The sequence below is a fragment of the Lysinibacillus sp. KU-BSD001 genome (assembly GCF_042920265.1).
GTDB lineage: Bacteria > Bacillota > Bacilli > Bacillales_A > Planococcaceae > Lysinibacillus_B.
In genome coordinates this window covers 1-20,122 of the sequence record NZ_JBDQZI010000001.1, presented here as the reverse complement: position 1 = coordinate 20,122, position 20,122 = coordinate 1, and the positions used below count along the sequence as shown (strand labels likewise).

Annotated in this window: 19 protein-coding genes; 5 read left to right on the top strand and 14 right to left on the bottom strand. The window is 37.1% G+C overall.

Going from position 1 to position 20,122, the window contains the following annotated elements:
• Positions 1–152 precede the first annotated feature (152 nt).
• Positions 153–1,355, top strand: a complete 1,203-nt coding sequence (locus tag AAGS61_RS00095; protein WP_391366241.1) for an MFS transporter — start codon at positions 153–155, stop codon at positions 1,353–1,355.
• Positions 1,356–1,576: 221 nt separating this feature from the next.
• Here AAGS61_RS00095 and AAGS61_RS00090 read toward each other — a convergent pair whose 3' ends face one another.
• The 12 genes from AAGS61_RS00090 to AAGS61_RS00035 all read right to left on the bottom strand — a co-directional run bounded on the left by AAGS61_RS00090 (position 1,577) and on the right by AAGS61_RS00035 (position 14,313).
• Positions 1,577–2,695, bottom strand: coding sequence for an N-acetyldiaminopimelate deacetylase (locus AAGS61_RS00090; RefSeq protein ID WP_391366240.1), 1,119 nt, complete (start codon positions 2,693–2,695; stop codon positions 1,577–1,579).
• Positions 2,696–2,707: 12 nt separating this feature from the next.
• Positions 2,708–3,424 (bottom strand): 2,3,4,5-tetrahydropyridine-2,6-dicarboxylate N-acetyltransferase, encoded by a 717-nt coding sequence (gene dapD / locus AAGS61_RS00085; protein ID WP_391366239.1) that lies wholly within the window; start codon positions 3,422–3,424, stop codon positions 2,708–2,710.
• Between the two features lie 76 nt (positions 3,425–3,500).
• Positions 3,501–4,391 carry a LysR family transcriptional regulator gene (locus tag AAGS61_RS00080; protein WP_391366238.1) on the bottom strand — a complete coding sequence of 297 codons (891 nt, stop codon included), beginning with the start codon at positions 4,389–4,391 and terminating at the stop codon, positions 3,501–3,503.
• Between the two features lie 67 nt (positions 4,392–4,458).
• On the bottom strand, positions 4,459–4,902 hold the full coding sequence (gene cbpB, locus AAGS61_RS00075; protein WP_391366237.1) for a cyclic-di-AMP-binding protein CbpB: 444 nt from the start codon (positions 4,900–4,902) through the stop codon (positions 4,459–4,461).
• Between the two features lie 117 nt (positions 4,903–5,019).
• Complete coding sequence (locus AAGS61_RS00070) at positions 5,020–5,256, bottom strand: short-chain dehydrogenase (RefSeq protein ID WP_391366236.1); 237 nt, start codon at positions 5,254–5,256, stop codon at positions 5,020–5,022.
• 200 nt (positions 5,257–5,456) lie between these two features.
• Positions 5,457–7,100, bottom strand: a complete 1,644-nt coding sequence (locus tag AAGS61_RS00065; protein ID WP_391366235.1) for a putative bifunctional diguanylate cyclase/phosphodiesterase — start codon at positions 7,098–7,100, stop codon at positions 5,457–5,459.
• Between the two features lie 627 nt (positions 7,101–7,727).
• Positions 7,728–9,872, bottom strand: a complete 2,145-nt coding sequence (locus tag AAGS61_RS00060; protein WP_391367271.1) for an RNA degradosome polyphosphate kinase — start codon at positions 9,870–9,872, stop codon at positions 7,728–7,730.
• Between the two features lie 29 nt (positions 9,873–9,901).
• Positions 9,902–11,443 carry a Ppx/GppA family phosphatase gene (locus AAGS61_RS00055; RefSeq protein WP_391366234.1) on the bottom strand — a complete coding sequence of 514 codons (1,542 nt, stop codon included), beginning with the start codon at positions 11,441–11,443 and terminating at the stop codon, positions 9,902–9,904.
• Between the two features lie 154 nt (positions 11,444–11,597).
• The gene (locus AAGS61_RS00050) at positions 11,598–12,506 is read right to left on the bottom strand and encodes a chemotaxis protein (protein WP_391366233.1); all 909 of its coding nucleotides are present in this window, start codon (positions 12,504–12,506) and stop codon (positions 11,598–11,600) included.
• Between the two features lie 146 nt (positions 12,507–12,652).
• Complete coding sequence (locus AAGS61_RS00045) at positions 12,653–13,519, bottom strand: NAD(P)-dependent oxidoreductase (protein ID WP_391366232.1); 867 nt, start codon at positions 13,517–13,519, stop codon at positions 12,653–12,655.
• 343 nt (positions 13,520–13,862) lie between these two features.
• On the bottom strand, positions 13,863–14,054 hold the full coding sequence (locus AAGS61_RS00040; protein ID WP_391366231.1) for an aspartyl-phosphate phosphatase Spo0E family protein: 192 nt from the start codon (positions 14,052–14,054) through the stop codon (positions 13,863–13,865).
• A gap of 70 nt (positions 14,055–14,124) precedes the next feature.
• Positions 14,125–14,313, bottom strand: a complete 189-nt coding sequence (locus AAGS61_RS00035) for a hypothetical protein (RefSeq protein ID WP_391366230.1) — start codon at positions 14,311–14,313, stop codon at positions 14,125–14,127.
• 126 nt (positions 14,314–14,439) lie between these two features.
• On the opposite strand from AAGS61_RS00035, the gene AAGS61_RS00030 reads away from it, so the two are divergent.
• From AAGS61_RS00030 to AAGS61_RS00020, 3 genes are all read left to right on the top strand, one after another.
• Positions 14,440–14,628: a YkvS family protein gene (locus AAGS61_RS00030; protein WP_391366229.1), complete on the top strand. Its 189-nt coding sequence runs from the start codon at positions 14,440–14,442 to the stop codon at positions 14,626–14,628.
• An 81-nt stretch (positions 14,629–14,709) separates the two neighbouring features.
• Positions 14,710–15,321: a CPBP family intramembrane glutamic endopeptidase gene (locus AAGS61_RS00025; RefSeq protein ID WP_391366228.1), complete on the top strand. Its 612-nt coding sequence runs from the start codon at positions 14,710–14,712 to the stop codon at positions 15,319–15,321.
• 57 nt (positions 15,322–15,378) lie between these two features.
• Positions 15,379–16,053 (top strand): hypothetical protein, encoded by a 675-nt coding sequence (locus AAGS61_RS00020; RefSeq protein ID WP_391366227.1) that lies wholly within the window; start codon positions 15,379–15,381, stop codon positions 16,051–16,053.
• A 44-nt stretch (positions 16,054–16,097) separates the two neighbouring features.
• Here the strand turns inward: AAGS61_RS00020 and AAGS61_RS00015 are convergent, their stop codons facing one another.
• Together AAGS61_RS00015 and AAGS61_RS00010 are read right to left on the bottom strand one after the other, a co-directional pair.
• Entirely contained in the window at positions 16,098–16,544 is a 447-nt protein-coding gene (locus AAGS61_RS00015; protein ID WP_391367269.1) for a MarR family winged helix-turn-helix transcriptional regulator, read from the bottom strand.
• A gap of 73 nt (positions 16,545–16,617) precedes the next feature.
• Positions 16,618–18,027, bottom strand: coding sequence for an ATP-binding protein (locus AAGS61_RS00010; RefSeq protein WP_391366226.1), 1,410 nt, complete (start codon positions 18,025–18,027; stop codon positions 16,618–16,620).
• A 209-nt stretch (positions 18,028–18,236) separates the two neighbouring features.
• Between AAGS61_RS00010 and AAGS61_RS00005 the strand changes: the two genes are divergently transcribed.
• Positions 18,237–19,970 carry a B12-binding domain-containing radical SAM protein gene (locus tag AAGS61_RS00005; RefSeq protein WP_391366225.1) on the top strand — a complete coding sequence of 578 codons (1,734 nt, stop codon included), beginning with the start codon at positions 18,237–18,239 and terminating at the stop codon, positions 19,968–19,970.
• Positions 19,971–20,122 lie beyond the last annotated feature (152 nt).

Below are 20,122 nucleotides of genomic sequence, written 5' to 3'. Positions count from 1 at the left end.
AAAGTAATCATCACCATATTTTGTACTAAACTAGTTCATTTTTCATCCCTTAGTCTAATAACTTTACAGTAGTGACAAGTCGTATAATTATGTTAGACTAATTGTACTTACATTTCAAAAGTCGAAATAATGGATTAGAAAGGCGGTTAGCCATGGCGAAAAAAACAAATAATGTCGCCCTCTATATTTTAATGTTTAATATGTTTATCACGATGGGTGGTATTGGCATCATTGTTCCGGTTATGCCTTCTTATTTAGAATTGTTCGGGGTAGGAGGACAAGTATTAGGTTTTTTAATTGCAGGGTTTTCTCTAGCACAATTTTTACTTTCGCCAATTGCTGGTGATTTATCAGACCGTTATGGGCGCAAAATTTTTATTATTATTGGTCTTACATTATACGGGTTATCACAAATTTTATTCGGTTTATCAGATCATGTTTGGCTATTATTCGTTGCACGCTTCTTAAGTGGGGCAGGTGCAGCATTTGTCATGCCCCCTATTTTAGCTTACGTAGCCGATATTACAACAGTGGAAGAACGAGGAAAAGGGATGGGGATGGTTGGTGCAGCGATGAGCTTAGGCTTCACCATTGGACCCGGTATTGGTGGCGTGTTAGCTGGCATCAGTTTACACATTCCATTTTATTTCGCTGGTAGCGCAGCCATCCTAGCAGCTGTTCTATCTCTTATCATTTTACCAAATGTCAAAAAAGATACAGAAGCAACGGCAAAGCCACCACGCGAAAGTTTAGTGAAACAATTAGTACGTTCTACCAAAACATCGTATTTCGTATTTTTACTCATCGTCTTAACATTTAGTTTTGGTATTTCTAACTTCCAAGCAACATTATCACTATACTTAGACCATAAATTTAACTATTCACCTTTTGATATTTCGGTCATTATTATGGTTGGTGGGTTTGCTGGCGTTATTTTGCAAATGTATATTATCAACAAGCTGTTTAAAAAGTTCGGCGAAATGAAAGTTATTTTAATCAATTTACTAGTAGCTGCGATTACGATGTTACTTGTTATTTATGTGAGCGGATTCTTTATGATCCTCACAGTGGCGACGTTATTCTCCATTGCCACAACCTTTATCCGCCCCGCAGTTAATACACTCATTAGTAAAGTAGCTGGCGCTGAACAAGGATTTGCTGCAGGAATGAATAACGCTTATATGAGCTTAGGGAATATGTTCGGCCCTATATTAGCTGGCTCTTTATTTGACTGGAATATGGACTCTCCGTATGTTTTCGGGACAGTGATTTTAGCTACATGCTTCATTTTAGCATGGGCATGGACACAAAAAAGAGCACCACATTTAATGCACGCTTCGGAACAAGTATCATAACAACAAAAGTGCTAAAGCGCCTGCTAATCCCCGACACGCGTTGGAGAATCCTGACAAGTGTGCTTGCCACACGTAGGAGGGAGTCGAAGCGTCGCGAGGGGATGGCGCTTTCGCCTAAACGTTGCTGCTCTTTTCTAACAATTGTGATCCACAATGCGAAATTTTATAATTTAACAACAAATAAAGGGGGATGTTCACTTTCTGGACATCCCCCTTCTTACTTATAAACTACGAATAAACGCCTCTACAAAATCGGTATTAAACGAAAGTAACGCTTCATCTGGATTCATCTTCGACTGATGCAAACCGTACTGGCAGTTTGCTCCACTCCAAAACATGGCACCAGGAATCTCTTTTAGGAAATAACCAAAGTCTTCTCCAGTCATCGCTGCTGGGCATAAGAAATCCGTTGCACCGTCATACTGTTTCGCAAAAGCAAGCAGACGATTCGCACACGCCTCATGATTATTTACTTCATGATACAGCGAGCCGTAATCAATAGCAACTTCGCATTCAAACGCTGCTTCAATCCCCGCACAAATGGCCTCAATACGGCTTTTTACTGCCTGCATTGATTCGGCATTTAGCGTACGAATCGTTCCTTCTAAACGTGCATTCTCTGCAATGACATTTTGGACAGTACCTGCTGTTATCTTTCCTACCGTTATCACCACACTATTCATCGGATCTATATTGCGGCTCACAATCGTTTGCAGCTGCAAAATTAAATTGGCTGTTGCAATCGTCATATCCCGTGTAAGATGGGGGTATGCTGCATGCCCACCAATCCCTTTTAAATCGATAAATAACTCAGACGTATTCGCAAATAATAGCCCTGGGCGCGTTGCTACTGTGCCTACTGGATATTCTGGCGCAATATGAAGTGCATAAATTTCATCGCATAAAAGATCAGGGCGCTCCTCTTTTAACCAATTGAACATTGGTTCTGCTCCACCTGGTCCTTCCTCAGCTGGTTGGAAGTAGACAACTACATTTTGCACAGGTCGATTTTTCACAAAAGCTGTGACAAGTCCTAGTGCCGTCGTCATATGACAATCATGACCACATGCATGCATATGACCAGCGTGCTCCGAAGCGTACGCTACACCTGTTTCTTCTGTTACCGGTAAACCATCAATATCTGTACGCCATCCGATTGTTTTCGTTGGATTCGTGCCCACAATCCTTACAACAACCCCTGTACGCCAAGTTGCTATTTCTAGATCGTCTTGCGGAAGTTTGGTTAAATAATCTAAAATAAAAGCTTGTGTTTTAAATTCTTGAAAACCGAGCTCTGGTATTTTATGTAGCGCTCGGCGAATATCAATTAGGGATTGCATGAAGTCACCTTCTTAAATATTTCGTAAAGCATCAATTACTTCTGTTTTTGCTTTTGTTTTTTCGTCTAGCTGCTTTAATACGCGTGCTGGGACACCACCGACAACTGTATACGGTGCAACATCTCCAATCACTATAGCACCAGCTGCTACAACTGCGCCTTTTCCTACACGTACACCTTCAAGTACAACGGCATTGGCACCAATCACAACATCATCCTCAATAATGACCGGTTGTGCATTTGGCGGCTCAACAACACCAGCTAGCACTGTGCCTGCACCAATATGACAATTCGCTCCAACTGTTGCACGTCCGCCTAATACTGCACCCATATCAATCATTGTTTTTGGTCCAATTTCTGCACCAATATTAATAATGGCCCCCATCATAATAACAGCTTGATCACCAATTGTTACTTGATCACGAATAATTGCCCCTGGCTCAATACGTGCATTCAGATGTTTTGTATCTAATAATGGGACACCTGAATTTCTTCTGTCACTTTCAATGACATAGTCCGTTATCTTTTCTCCGTTACTTTTTAACGCAGCTTCAATATCGTTCCACTCCCCAAAAACAACGGCATTATTCCCTTCACCGAACACTTTTGAGCTCTTACCATATGATAACGAAGCGACATTATCACCTTTTACATACACTTTAACTGGTGTCACTTTTTGCGCCTTCGAAATAAATTCAATAATTCGTTGTGCATTCAACTTATCACTCATCTTTATACAACCCCTTTTCATGTAAGTTTTTATAACATGTTTTGATTGTACTAAATTTTTATTTCAATCGCACGTATTAATTTTTATATTCATATAAACAACGGGCTCGATCTTGCACAACATCCACGAATGCTTTTACTTGAAGTAGCTCAAAAGCTGAATCGTAACCGATCAGCCACGTATCCCGTGTTAAGCCCATATCTTTTTCCGAATGCAATAACGGAATTTTATTCACATCTTCTGTTCCGTTTAATGTAATAGACGGTAATATCGCATAACCAATACCATTTAGCGCCATTTGTTTACACGTTTCAATTTGATCGACAATAATTTGATGGCGTGGATTTTGGTTAAAATGCCGTTGCCACCATTGCAAAATTTCTTGATAATAATCTGAGTCACTTTTGAATTGAATGAATGGACGATCTGCAGTATAAATATCTTCTAACGTTTGAATTTCTTTATCTACTAAGTACATCATATCGCGGAATAAGTGAATTTTTTTCCCTTTCCAATCTGCTTGCCCTCTTACAATGCCAATATGTGCTTCTCCTTCATATAAGGCTTTCACAATTTCTGAACTCCAACCAGTCATTAATGAAATTTTTGTATCCGGATACAATGTAACAAAGTCTTTCAATACTTGTGGCAACCAGTTTTGCCCCACAATAGATGCACATGCAATTTTAAGTGTGCCATGTACTTTGGCATTTAACGCTTGAATAGTTTCAAATACTTCTTCACGCCTAGCGATTTGCTCTGTTGCGTATTGAATAACGAGCTCTCCTGCAGGTGTAGGGGTTAAGCCACGTTGCGAACGTAAAAATAGCTGTGTTCCCCAGTCTTTTTCAATTGATTGCAATCTTTGTGATAAGGCTGGCTGCGTTAAAAAAAGACGTTCCGCTGCCTTACGCATATTTTTTTCTTCTGCTAATACTTTAATAATTTCAGCCTCTGTCGCGGTCATAATCTCATCCTTTCACGGTATTAAAAATCGACAAAACCCTCTTAGGATTTTGCCGATTTTATGTTCATTATCGTTCATTCATATAAATATACTTTTTGAGTTGTTTTAATATGACGCGACGTGTCATAATCCCAACAAACGTTCCTTCTTCATCAACAACACTAAGAAAAGCATGGTTAATCACTAGATCCAACGCACGTTTAAAAGTATCTGTTACTCGTAAATAAGCAATTTTCTTTTCCATTATAGTATCTACTTTAATTTCAGAAAGACGTTCATATTCAATGCGCTCTAAACCTAAAATGGATTCTGTAATCATTTTGCTACTTAATAAACCTTGTAGACGATATTTGACATCTAATACCGGAATAGAAGAGTAACCCGTGCGAGTTAACACGAGTAAAGCATGTTCCGCATTATTCCCACTTTGGACGTGAGCAACCTTCTCAGAAGAAATAATAAAGTCTTTAATGGGTATATCTAATAATTCTCTGTTATTTATTGACAGCATAACATTCTACTCCTTTACCGCTCAAAAATCGAGCAGGATAGTGCACTCATAGTTATCATATCATAATTGACTAAGAAGTGACTATGTACAGGAGCCTGAAATGCTAAAATTCCCCTTTTATTCCCCTCTTGCCCAATAAAAGAAAAGAACGATTGTCATAAAAATACCGACGACAATGTACATCATAATAATTGGATTCAATAAAAACGGATGCCTTCGAATGACAGGGTCAACGGATGTATCAAGCTCTGAATTACTCTTTTCAATTTGGTTCGCTGCCACTACAGTTGCATACGCTGAAAGTGCACATAAAATAATGATAACAACAATCGATCCCCAGACAAATAAACTCACATAAAAACCTCCTTTCGTTTTTATGTAGTATCTCTGATCAGCTACCATTCTATGCAACTAGAATGCACACCTACCGTGCATAGCACTCTTATCACATCTCATGTCTCAAATAAATACGCCAGGTAAACACAACCTTCTAAAAATAAAAAAATAGCCATTCTCAAATCGAATCGCTACTTTTTATATTTTGAAAAAATCCCTTAATTAATTAAATATTGCTCCACAATTTCCTCAACGGGCAATGGCTTATTGTATAAATAGCCTTGTACTTTTTTACAGTGGTTTTTAAGCAGAAACTGTTCTTGATTTTTTTTCTCGACACCTTCTGCAATTACTTCTAATCCGAGCGTATGTGATAATAAAATAATCGCCTTTACAATGGCCTCGTTTTTTTCATCTTCTTCAATATCTGCAATAAACGATTGATCAATCTTAATAATATCGATTGGGTATGTTTTCAAATAACTGAGCGACGAATAACCTGTACCGAAATCATCCACTGACACAAACAAACCTAACTGCTTTAACTCATTTAAAATGGCCGTTGTTTCATGCACATTCGTCATGGAACCTTCTGTAATTTCGAGCTCTAATTGAGCAGGGTCAATATCGTATTGCTTCATTACTCGCTCTACTTTTCTCGCAAACTGTCCCTGTTTAAATTGCTTTGGTGAAATATTAACAGCAATTCTGACAGGCCGATAGCCTTTTTGTTTCCATTCTTGCAAGTATTGACATACACGTTCTAGTACCCAATCCCCAATTTCTATAATTAACCCAGATGATTCTGCCAATGGAATAAATTGCGCTGGGGACACAAAACCAAACTTACGATTATGCCAACGAATTAATGCTTCAAAACTGTTAATCTCGTTTGATTGTAAATCCATCTGTGGCTGAAAATGAACGGATAATTCATTTAGTTCAATCGCTCTACGTAAATGTGCCTCCATTAATGCTTCGTTAGGAAACACTTGACTCATTTCTTTACGGTAAAAGCGATAATCACCTCGGCCATGATTTTTGACATAAAACAATGCTTGGTCTGCATGATGCAACATCGTGTCTAATTGTGGGGTTTGCTCAGCGATACTTGTGGCAATACCAATAGATGCGGTGACATAATAGTCTTGCTCATCTACAACAATCGGTTCTTTCAGTAACGTTAAAATTTGCGTTGCTAGCACTTCAACTTCTTCCTGCGCATCATAACCTATAACGAATACAAATTCATCGCCATTATAACGAAAAATCTCACAATGCTTATGGCGTAATGATCTAAATCGTTCACTAATCACCGCTAACATGTCATCTGCTTTTTGCTTCCCTAACGATTCGTTAAATTTTTTAAAGCGATCTAAATCAATGATGAGCAGTGCCACATGCCTCTTTGTTCGTTGCTCTGTAAACGATGACCATTGATGTTGTAATGCACGTCTATTAAATAAATTGGTTAACTCATCTTCATACACAAAATGCTCTTGATTAATGACTGCTCGCAGGACAATGAGAATATAGGATTCATCATTAATCACTAGTTTTTGCATATATAATGCCATTTGTTGTTCTAACTTCAGATTTATGTATTCAACTTGGTTGCTTAACTTTTCAACAAAGGGATGTAACGTTTGCCAATCAATAGCCCCGAAAAAACATTCTGCATCCATTTTCACATTACTTGGTTCCTTACTTGGTTCCTGAAAGAGCTGAACGGCTTTTTCATTTACACATTCAATTTCATACCCGTACTGTACTTTTTTTAATACAATGACAGTATCGAATGGATTTAGTTGAATAATTTGTTGTAAGGCTTTCATTCTATCTTTTTCTACGACCTTTATCACTTTTTACACTCCTATCCAACTCACTCTACTGTCTTTAGTTTCATATAGCCTTGCATTTTTTGCAAGACTATATGAAAATTTTTCAACACCCTATTCATTACAAGCAAACCACAAAACATATATTACCATTTCAGTACACGTTGCTTTCCGCTCTGGCACTCGCTTTCCACGGGCGAGATCAAGCCTCCTCGTCGCTCATCCTTCGCTCCTGCGGGGTCTTGATTGTCTCGCTTTTCCCGTAGGAAGCTTTGCTCTGTAGCGAAAGGCGCATGCCGTCAGCTACACTCTCGTGCCTCCGCTACAAGCAACTATTGTTCAATACAATAATCGGTTGCTCAAAAATAATGAAAGATTCTCATTGATTATAGAAAAGACCGGGCAGATTATACGTACAAATGGAAAGAAAATGGTTTCTTTTAAAGAAGAGAAATATTTTTCTAAAATATCAAGAAGTAGCTACTTTTTGCCGTAGCGCGGCATAGCCACAGGAGCCGAAACAGGAGATCCAAACAGGCCGCGCCTGTTTTAGCTCCTGTGTAGGCTGTGGCAAAGCGCGGAGGCTATGATACATACCTTTTACTATTTAACTGGTATTTTTAGAATACATTTTTACTCATTACGAACACCCTATTCTTCCGTAGGTTGCCCAATTGCTTCTCGCAGGAATATTTCTTGGCTGTTAATCTTTTTATTGCCGTTATGATCTTCTTTATAATGATACTTACCATTTGCATCTTGAATACGTGCTTTTTGATTGTCTTCCAATTGGAGCTGCATAATTTTTATAATACGATTTTTGATGTCCAGTGAATATACCGGGAATAAAATCTCTACACGTTTAATCATATTACGGGTCATCATGTCTGCTGAAGATAAGAATACTTTATTTTCGCCATTATGATGGAACCAAAAAATACGGGAGTGCTCTAAGAAACGTCCCACAATGGATGTTACCGTAATATTTTCGCTAATGCCTTGAACACCTGGTCGTATACAGCAAATGCCACGGATAATCAGTTCAATTTTTACCCCTGCAATCGATGCTTCATACAACTTCATCATTAAATCTTTATCTGTTAAGGAGTTCATTTTCGCCCGAATAAAGCCGTTACCGTATCGTTTATGACAGTCAATTTCCTCATCAATGAGTTGAATAAATTCATCTCGAATATCGAAAGGCGCAACAACTAAATGGTGAAATTCAGGTTTTTCCGTATAACCACTTAAATAGTTAAAGAAGTTTGTCGCATCAATCCCAAACTCCTTGTTTGACGTAATAATGGCCATATCCGTATAAATTTTCGCAGTTGCATCATTGTAATTACCTGTTCCTAGATGAACAAAGCGCTCAATTTTTCCGTGGCGACGGCGCACAACAAGCGTAATTTTGGAATGAGTTTTTAAATTATTCATCCCGTAAATGACTAAACACCCCGCTTGCTCAAGCAACTTCGCCCAAAGAACATTATTTTCCTCATCAAACCGTGCCTTTAACTCGACAAGTACAGTTACTTGTTTCCCGTTCTCTGCTGCCTGCTTTAACGCCTGAATAATCGGCGAATTTCCACTTACACGATAGAGCGTTTGTTTAATGGCTAACACAGATGGGTCATTTGCTGCTTCCATGACGAAATCAACAATCGGCACAAATGATTCATATGGATGATGGAAAAATAAATCTTGTACTAACGCCTTTTCAAAAATGTTTTCATCCGAATCTAAATCTTGCGGTGGCTGTGGGATAAAGCTCTCATATTGCAAATGTTCAAGCCCAACCGAAATCGTTTTAACAAATGGGAACATAAATGTTAAATCCAATGGTCCATCGATTTTAAAAACATCTGATTCATTAATTTCAAACTCATCTAATAGGTAGTCTAATACATCATCTTTCATTTCCCCATCACGTACTTCCAAACGAGAGCCAACGCCCCATTTACGCTTCTTTAACTCTTTTTCAATTTCAGAAAGTAAGTCTTGTGCTCCCTCTTCGTGAATCGTTAAATCCGCATTACGCGTTAAACGGAATGCTTGAGAAGATTTTACTTTATAGCCATAGAACAGGTGGTCAATATGACTTGTAATAACATCTTCTAATAGCACGAACACAGTTTGATCACTTGCTGTCGGTACTTTAATAAAACGATCTAATACAGACGGTACTTGGACAATCGCTACTTTAGTTGTATGTTCGGCATCATTATTGTTTTTTTCTAACATGACAAGCAAGTTTAATGTTTTCCCTAAAAGTGTCGGGAATGGCCGATAAGCATCAACTGCTACGGGCGTTAATACAGGAAAAATCGTTTCTTCAAACAATTCCGTAATATATCGTTTCTGTTCTACCTGTAAATCTTTAAAATCTTTAATAAACACATTTTCCTTCGGTAAACATTCGTCAATTAAATAACGATACACTTCTGTTTGACGACGAACTAAAGCTTGTGTACGCTCTGCAATTTTCGCTAATTGCTCTTTTGGCGTCAAACCTGATTTATTTTCTGGCTTATGAAAGTCTGCCCGTACTTGATCCTGTAATCCTGCTACACGGACCATGAAGAATTCATCTAAATTCGAACTAAAAATAGCTAAAAATTTCAACCGTTCCAGCAATGGATTTTCTTCATCCTCTGCCTCTTCTAATACACGCTCATTAAACGCCAGCCAAGAAAGTTCACGATTATTGTAATATTGCGGCTTTGCGATTTCTTCAAGCAATGCAGCGCGCTGCAGTTCTTCTGGCGTCTGTTCACTTTGGTCATTTGTGCCCATTGCTAGCTCGTCAAGATTAACGTTCATCCTTATTTCCACCCTTCTTCATAAAAATCAATACTTACTTCACATTTAAAAATCCGTTCCATATGTTTTTTAGTCCGTTCTGCTTCATATATTTCAGCAACCGCACTCCCTTCCACCATCACATCTACTTGAATCATTTCATCTATACGTTTAAGCACAACTTGTTTGACAATATTACGTTTAGATACATTTAATGCATAGACAAATTTAAGTAATGCACCAAAATCACGCAAACATTTTAATTCCTCACGCGGTATCCACGATAGAAACGGCATAGCGAACCGATTAAAGTAATTACGATTTTTATAAGATGCTAAAAGCGCTAATTTTACACGATTTAAATGATTCATCCCAGCAATTGATTGATTAGCGAGTAAGTAGAATGTATGTTGACTCGGGGATTCCAGTTCAATGTATTCGCCAATGGCAAAAACTTTCGCTGCACGTTGAATAAGCTCTAAATGTTGTTGATTAAATGTAAAATAGTCTAACTTACAGCACTCTCGATACATTTGCTCACTCAGTGTACATAATGTTTCTACTTCCTCAACAGAACGCCCATATTCAAACGCAATTCTTTTGGCATTCTCTGCAAAGACATTGTATTTATCGAATGCTGTTGCATCTCCTTGCAATACACGATGAATAATTAAACCTTCTCGGAGCCCTTTTTTACTTAATTGGAAATTTTCAGTTGACACTGTTTCCATTAATGTTGTAAACACTTCTATCGCTGGTACAATAATATCTGCTCGATCTGATGATAACCCATCCAATTGTTTTAACTGTTCCCATGTCATTTGACTCAAACCTTGTTTTAATTCAAGTAAATCATCTAACGTCATTTCATATTGGTGTACACCTGAAATGGGATAGCTAATCTGCTGTTGATGGACTTGCGCCACATTACGAGCACTACCACCAATGGCAATCACAGGTAAATTTACATCGCAAATCCAGCTTAATGACTTAAATTGCTCTTTTATATAATTATGTAACAACTTTCGTTCTTCGTTATTCATAATGGAGCCCTTTACAAATTTCTGCTTTAAGCTCACTGTCCCAAAAGGAAAACTATAAGTTTTTTGCAGTTTCTTATTTCGAAACAATGTAATTTCGGTAGAACCACCACCGATATCAATCGTTACAGCAGAAGCTGTATCCATCGAATTAACAACAGCTAAAAAACCAAAATAAGCTTCTTCCTCTTCCGATAAAATCTCAATTTCAATACCAGTCTCCTCTTTCATACGCCTAACAATTTCTTGATTATTTGATGCTTGTCGCACTGCGGCTGTTGCAGCGGCTTTAATATCTGTTACATTATAATCTTCCAAAATCCGTTTGAATGCAGCGAGCGTTTTCGATAAAATGCCCATTCCCTCTTCACTCATGTCACCAGTAGGCAATAAATGTGTCCGAAGGCGAGCAACCGTTTTAATATTCCCAAACTCATGTAATCCTTCATTTTTATCATATTGATACATGACAAGCCGTACCGTATTTGAGCCAATGTCAATAATAGCTGTTTTTATTCTCTCCATTTTTTCACTTCCTTTTTGTCCAACAATAAATATTTACAGCTTTACATTAGCACTCATTTTTAAATTTTTATGTAAATTTTTTGTAAAAAAAGTCGGAATACTTATATTAGCACCCGACTTTTCATGAATATATAAATGTTTTACAGGCGCTTGTTTATAAGATTAACTGATCCATACGTAATATAAGCTCTGCAATTTCTGGTTTTGAAATTTGGTCTTCTGCCCCCACTTCTTCGCCTTTATGACGAAGATCTTCGGTAATTAGGCTTGAGAAAATAATGACTGGCAATTTTTTTAAATCTGGATGGCTTTTGATTTTCTTTGTTAAATGATGTCCATCCATTTGTGGCATTTCAATATCTGTTATGACAATCTGCACTTGATTTTCAATATTTTTATCCGCTTTTGCTAATGTTTCTAAATAATCATACGCATCGCGACCATTTTCAAAGAAATCTAAATTGACATAGCCTGCCTCTTGCATCGTATCAAATAGCAGTTTACGAAGTAGTGGCGAATCTTCTGCAATCACGATTTTCTTTTCTGAACGTTCGCGTTTTCCTAATTTTTTAACCGCTTCTACACTAATACTTGAAGCAGGGTTGATATCTACCATAATACGCTCAAAATCAAGCAATAAAATCATCTCATCTTTGTATTTAATCACACCAATTACTTGTGATGAGCCGCCTTGATACATATCAGATGGTTTTTCAATTTGATCCCATGAAATGCGATGAATTTGCGTTACATTATCGACATGGAATACGACACGTTGCTTATTAAATTCAGCTACAATATATTTTTGTTGCGGATTACGTTGTGCATTAGCTATTCCTAATACTTTTAACATATCTACTACTGGTAATACTTCTCCGCGCAGCTGGATAATCCCTTCAACATGTGGATGTGCATGTGGAATGAATGTAACGTTCATTGGTTGAATAATTTCTTTTACTTTAATAACGTTAATACCAAATTTATTACTTCCTACTTCAAATTCGACGATTTCAAGTTCGTTTGTACCACTCTCTAATAAGATACCTTTTTTTTCTGTTTCCACAGCATACCGGCTCCTTTCAAAACTTCCCTATACATTAATTGTATCATAGGCAAGCCCATTCTCCTATAACCGTTTTCCACCTCAAACGATGAAAGTAACGAAAAAAAGTATATAGTTTACAACAGTTTTTTGCGGTTAATTTACTCTTATTCTACATAATATTGAATTAATGCTTGTGTTCCTTTTTCACCATATCCGCGCTCCATTAGTTCTTCATATAGCGCTTTTGCCAATGCGAGCCCTGGGAGCTGTAAATTCATACGTTCTGCTTCATCAATCGCAATTTTAATATCTTTGATAATATGTTTAATATAAAAGCCTGGTTCCAAATCGCCTTTTAACACGCGTGGTGCTAAATTCGATAATGCCCAGGAACCCGCAGCACCTGGTGTAATGGACTTTAAAACGTCTTCCATAGAAAGTCCTGCTTTTAAGCCGTAAGCCATCGATTCACAAACCCCAATCATACCCGAAGCAATGACAATTTGATTACACATTTTAGCATGCTGACCAGCACCCGCTTCGCCATGATACACAATATTCGTTGCAAAGGGCTCTAAAATCGGCTGTAATTTTTCAAATACGTCTCTTTCTCCGCCAACCATAACAGACAATGTACCATTCTGCGCGCCAATATCACCGCCAGTAACAGGAGCATCAATACTATGTATCCCTTTTTCTTGTGCTATTTCAAACAATTTTTTAGCCAAACTTGGCTCAGACGTTGTCATATCCACGACAATCGTACCCGCTGCCGCTGTTTGGAAAACACCATATTCCCCTGAATATACTTCTTCTACATCTTGCGGATAGCCCACCATGGTAAAAATAATATCTTGATTCTTACTTGCCTCAGCAGGTGTTGCAGCCCACTTCGCACCGAGTGCTACAAGCGCGTCCGTTTTGCTCTTTGTTCGATTGTAAACCGTTAATTCATGATCAGCATGTAATAAATGTTTCACAATACTTGCCCCCATAACCCCTGTACCAATAAAAGCAATTTTCTTTTTCATCCCATATCCCCTTCCTTTTCTTTAGTTTATCAAATGTCACAACATAAAAAATGCGAAAAATGAAAAAACTCACGCTATTTTTAGCTGAGTTCATAGTTTAACGCATCCGTATGGTGATGAAGACACTTCATGGAAAAGAACGCTCTTCAAATAAAGACATCTATAGCTTCATTCAAATTTAACCTCATCACCTTTGTCTAATCATGTTCTTATAAAACATCGGCTTTACCTAAAAAGAGAGCAAATGCAATAGCATCTGCTCTTAAGGGGGAAATGAGAATGTTGCTGTGTTCAAATGTATTATTCCCACTATTCTTCATAAGTAAACACTATTTTTTCTGGATTATTGAAAAAAATTTGTTTCTTCTATTTCCACTTCTTTTTTACTGCTATTTAGCATATCATATTCATTAAGTAGTTCATCTAACCTCTTACTTAGTTGAATGGTTTTAGCATTTCCAAAGCCATGTTTCATACCCGATTGAATCATAAGCGCCCGCATCTGCTCCAATTGCTCTAAAATGCCCTTTTCCATAGTTTCCCCCCAAGCTTAAAGTAATCACACGCCCCAATTATATCATATATAACATAAAATGGTAATTGTTTCATGTTCTAGGAGCCTGTAAAAATGTGAAAATTATGTTCCCCCCCTGTTTTGCTTCACCACGAAAATGTTTAAATTGTGGATCGTTTACGAGCGCTTCACGAAAGCTTAAATAATCCGATTTTGAAATTTCCACACTTCGTAGTTCTCCATTTCTTAATTGATCGAGTATTTGTTTATATTTTTCCATTATTTTAAACCACCTTCTTTAATAAAAAATCCCTTTTTAAATGATTAATTATTCGAAAAACTCTTTACCTTTTTGTTAAATTCGTGCAAACTGTTAAGTATTAGTCGATAAAGGAGCTGACTGCCTGTGAAAGTAGCTGAAGTAGGAAGTATTGTCGAATTTAAGGACGGTCTACAAGGACTCGTCGAAAAAGTAAATGAAAACTCTGTCATTGTTGATTTAACCATCATGGACAACTTCCACGAACTTGAAATGGAAGAGAAAACTGTAATAAACCATAAACGATATAAAATTTTACATACGAAAGATGCTTAAACGTTTTCACTCCTTTTCATCGCTAAAAGATGATATAGGAGTGTTTTTTTGTTACACTATATCAAGGAGGGAAACAGAATTATGATGAAACATAAAGAAACTATCGTGCTCCTTCTATCTTTAGTTTTCATTTATGCAATGTTACTTTACACATTTGAGGAAAAAGTGATTTTTTGGTATTTATATTCCTTTACTCTCCTCGTAGGAATCGCTGTGGCGCTCATATTCGGCAAGTTTGAAGATCGGCTACCCACATGGCATTACTTACTATATGGTACAGGCTATGGGACGATTGCATATGGTGTTGTAAAACTCGGGCACATACTGCTTCCATATATTGATAGCTCGACAACAAAGGATATTTCAAAATTTTTAGAGCTATATGGTCCAACGAATATTTGGCATTATTTGATGCTGATTTTTATTGTAGTCATTGGTGAAGAAATGTTTTGGCGTGGTTATGTTCAACAACAGTTAAAACGCTTTACTTCTCCTTTTTATGCAGTTTTAATTACGGCTCTGTTATTTTCTCTTGCATTAGCGATCAGCGGCTTTATGCCTGGTGCTCTCGCGGCTATAGTTACCGGTTTACTATGGGGTACACTCTACGAATGGAAAAAGAGCTTACCATTAGTTATTGTATCGCATCTTGTATTTGTCTTGTTATTATTTTTAATTTTACCGATTATTTAATCAAATGAAACTTATTTCTAATGATCACGTCTAACTATTAACAAGGAGGAATTTGAGATGAAAAAACATGCATTCCTTATAACATCAGCATTTTCCGCAATGCTCTTACTTGCAGCTTGTAACTCCACTGAAACGCCCACTCCTACAGAGGAAGAAGAAACAGCAGGCACTGTTAACGAGACAAACAATACACAAAATGGTGCCGCTGAAGGGGAAGACACAACAGCTGATACAGGGACAGAAGAGACAAATGAAAGTACAAATACAATTGAGTATGTAGAAAATGGGCAACCAAAAAAAGCGGAAACGGTGACGACAGTAAGTCCTCAGCAGGATTATACTATTTCATTAGCGAAAGGGTTTTCTCTTGAAGCAGAAGAGCCTGGTCGCGATATGGTAATGTATGACGCCAATAACGAACACTCAATGCGCATCGAACTATTTGCAAAAGATGAAACTACTTATGAAGAAGCAGCACTACAAACAGAAAATACGGTTAAGATTACTGCACCAGAAGGTAAGTATGAACCGTATGCACTTGACTCACTTTTAACAACACATAAAGATATCACAAATGCAAATGGCTATGTTGTCACTTACACAGAGGATAAAGATCAAGTGGTGACAGTCGTTTTCGAAAAAGGAACAAAAATTGTACGGTTAACCGTATTTGATACAACTACAGCTGAAATGACAGATGCCTTTTTACAAATGGGCTTTACAATCGAATAATATTGTAGTTGAAAAAGAGTTTGCGCTTTTGGCGCAAACTCTTTTTAATAGGACAAATCTTTAATGGACAATCCTAACTTCTTCAACAATTCAATTGCAGTGTCTTTTTCTTCAGACGTCAATACACTCATTAGCTCATGCAATTGCTGTTCATGTTTTGGGAAAATTTCTTGCATAAATGTACATCCTACCTCTGAGATTTCCGCATATGTAACACGGCGATCGTTAGGACAAGACACGCGCTTTAAATAACCACGCTTCTCCAGCTTGTCCACAACATATGTGATAGAACCGCTCGCAAGTAATATTTTATTCCCTATTTGCTGTAAAGGCTGCCTCCCTTTATGAAATAATAGCTCCAATACAGCGAATTCAGTCGGATTTAAACCTTGTTGCTGAAAAAATTGATGGGTCGATTCACTAATCGCTTTTTGTGCACGGGATAGTACAATAAAAAGTTTGAGTGATTGTTTGATCTCCTCTGTTGCCACTGACAAATCATCCCCTACTTTTTGTTATAACTGCTATTATAACGATTAGAAAAAAGTTTTGTCAAAACGAAATTTAACCGAGTAGAAAATCAAGTGGTTGCTTAATTGCCTGTGTCGTTAATGCATTTGGGAAAGTTAAAATAAAAGTTGTTCCTATATTAGGTGTACTTTTTACTTCAATTGTGCCACTAAAATCACTCACTACTTTTTTCACAAGCGGTAATCCTAGACCAGTCCCATAATCTTTCGTTGTAAAAAAAGGACTAAATAAGTTTTTACACGTTTCCTCATCCATGCCAATTCCTTCGTCTTGTACATAAACTTGTACCTCTTGTGTCGTTACATGTAATTGAATCGTTACATTACCGCTATCCTCCATTGCCTGAACCGCATTTTTTAATAAATTAATCAATACTTGTTTAAAACGTACACTGCTTCCCAGCACAACATGCTGTAATTGTTCGTCATATTCTAGTTGAATTATTACTTCATTCATTAGTGCTTCAAATTGCATAAAGTCAATGACTTCCTTCGAGATTTCAACTAAATCAACTTTTTGTAATTCGATTTTTCGGGGGTTCGCTAAAAACAATAAATCTGATAAAATCGTATCTAATCGTTTAAACTCAGATTCCATAATGTCGAAATAATGTTCTTGTTCTTGTAATGCCTCACTTTTCAATAGCTCGACAAAACCTTTTAAAGCCGTTAGTGGATTTCGAATCTCGTGAGCAATTGAAGCGCTCATTTGTCCAAGCTCTTTTAAATAATTTTGTTCTTTTAATTCATTTTGTAACTTTACATATTCCGTATGATCAACAATAGAAACAATAAACAAACGACTGTTTTCATTGTAAAATACTTTTAGTTCATAATAAAGCGGCTCACTGCATTCAGTTTTTTTTACGAGTAGTGACGCTTGCTCTTTTCTCTCGAGACGACTATAAAAATGAGAGGCTGACTCTCTATCATATGTGAAATACTTTAATAACTGTTTATGATGTTTTGTTAACACTTCGTTTTTACTGCACCCAATACATTGCAATGCTTTATGATTTACATCCAGTACAAAGCCATCTGCAGTAAATGTCATGATTCCTAAATCCATATAATTAAATACAGACATCATCGACATAACTGCGTCGGTTGCTTGTATTAATGTAGGTTGCAATGTAGCAATGACAACATCTTGAAGCTCATCATAACAACCATGCACTCTTACAAATGGCTGCATAGATGTTTGTAATTGGATTTCACAAGTGGCATTCGATTGACTACGAACTTGTTCTATAAATTGCTGCCATCTTGGAATCGACCCTGCATCAATCGGAAAAAAATTTTCATCTTTACCATCTCTTATTTCAAGTAACGCTTTTGCCCCTTGATTTGCAAAAATAATATCAAATGAGTTAGCTATAAAAACAGTAGACTCATTTGTCGGTTTTGCATTGTGATGAAAATTCATAATAGAGGCTATTTCCATTGCTCCCCCCCCTTTTTTTCCAGTATCAGATACCCTAATTTATGATAAAATTTAACTTTTTATACGTTTTATTTCTAAATTTTCTAAATTATAGTTATATTTAATTAAATTATTTCACAATTAAATTGAGAATAAAATAGGAATTTTTTCTCATATTGTTCCTATTGCACTACACTGTTACAATATAGTTTGTGAAGGAGAATATAACTATGAAAATTATTTTAGCAACACTTAATGCCAAATATATTCACACAAATTTGGCTATTCGTTATTTAAAAGCAAATGCTCGCCCTGAATTTGACCCAGAATTAGCAGAATATACGATTAAAGACCCTGCTTTCAATATTGTTTCTGACCTATTTCAGAAAAAGCCAGACGTTATAGGTTTCAGTTGCTATATATGGAATATAGAGGAAACTATTAAGGTTGTGCGTATGTTAAAAACAGTCTTACCAGAGACTAAAGTCATACTCGGTGGGCCAGAAGTATCTTACGACGTTCATGATTGGCTTCGAAAAGTCCCGGAAATCGACTTTATTATTATGGGAGAAGGCGAAATTTCTTTTAAAGAATTAATGCATTATTTAAAAGGTGACTTAGTATTAGAGAGCGTACATGGCATTTGTTATTTAGAAGGCGGGAAAATAAAAATCCATGCCCAACCACCTAAAATTGACTTACGCGAACTCGCGTCACCATTCCGCTTCGAGGAAGATCTCCCCTACCTTGGAAAGCGTATTCAATATATTGAAACATCTCGCGGCTGTCCATTCCAATGTCAATTCTGCTTGTCTAGTATTGAAGTAGGCGTCCGTTATTTTAACCGCGAAAAAATTAAAGAAGATATCCGCTTTTTAATGAATAACGGAGCTAAGACGATTAAATTTGTTGATCGTACGTTTAATATTAGCCGTAGCTATGCGATGGAAATGTTCCAGTTTTTAATCGATGAGCATAAGCCAGGCGTCGTGTTCCAATTTGAGATCACAGCAGATATTATGCGCCCTGAAGTGATTCAGTTCTTAAATGATCACGCACCTGCTGGGTTATTCCGCTTTGAAATTGGCGTACAATCAACAAACGATTTAACAAATGATCTTGTAAAACGGCGTCAAAACTTCGAAAAATTGAAACGGACTGTCACGATGGTCAAAGAAGGCGGGAAAATCGACCAGCATTTAGACTTAATTGCGGGACTCCCAGAAGAGGATTACAATTCGTTCCGTAAAACATTTAATGATGTATTTGCGATGCGCCCTGAAGAATTACAGCTCGGCTTCTTAAAACTATTACGAGGGACAGGTCTTCGTCTAGAAGCACCAAAATACGGCTACACATATGTGGATGTAGCCCCTTATGAAATTTTCTCCAATAATGTACTCACGTTTACTGACATTGTACGTATCAAACATGCGGAAGACGTTTTAGAGAAATATTGGAATGCACACCGAATGGACAAAACGATCGAATATTTAGTCACAGATGTATTTGAAACACCGTTCGATTTCTTCCAAAGCTTCGGGACATATTGGGAAGAACGTGGCTGGAGTCGTATCGGACATCAGCTAGAAGACTTATTTATGCGTCTGTTAGAATTTTTGCAAACATTACCACATGTTGATTTAGGAATCGTTAAAACGTTGATGTTAATTGATTACTTCACACCACAATCGTTTATACCGCGGAAAACTTGGTGGGAGCGTGTAGCAGAAGATGCACTAAAAGAGATTTATACAGCTATTCGAAACACCCCCCATATAGCCGGCAAGGAATTTGCAGCTATGAATGTCAGTGAAAAAGATTTATTTAAACATTCACTCATCGTCCCTTCTAGCATTTCCTATAGAGACTTAGAAAAAGGACACGTCGTAAAGCAAGACGGCTATCTATTCACATATTTCCGTCAAGGTCAATCACCTTATATGGCTGATATCGTACTATAAAAAAAGGAGGAAGTCTAAAAACTTCCTCCTTTCAGACTGTAGACAAACTCGAAAATTTCGAGTTTGTCTACAGTCTTTTTTCTTTATAAAATAAAATTAAAAGATATTCTTGAAAATAAAATTAGCACTTACTACTAGAGGTGATAGATATG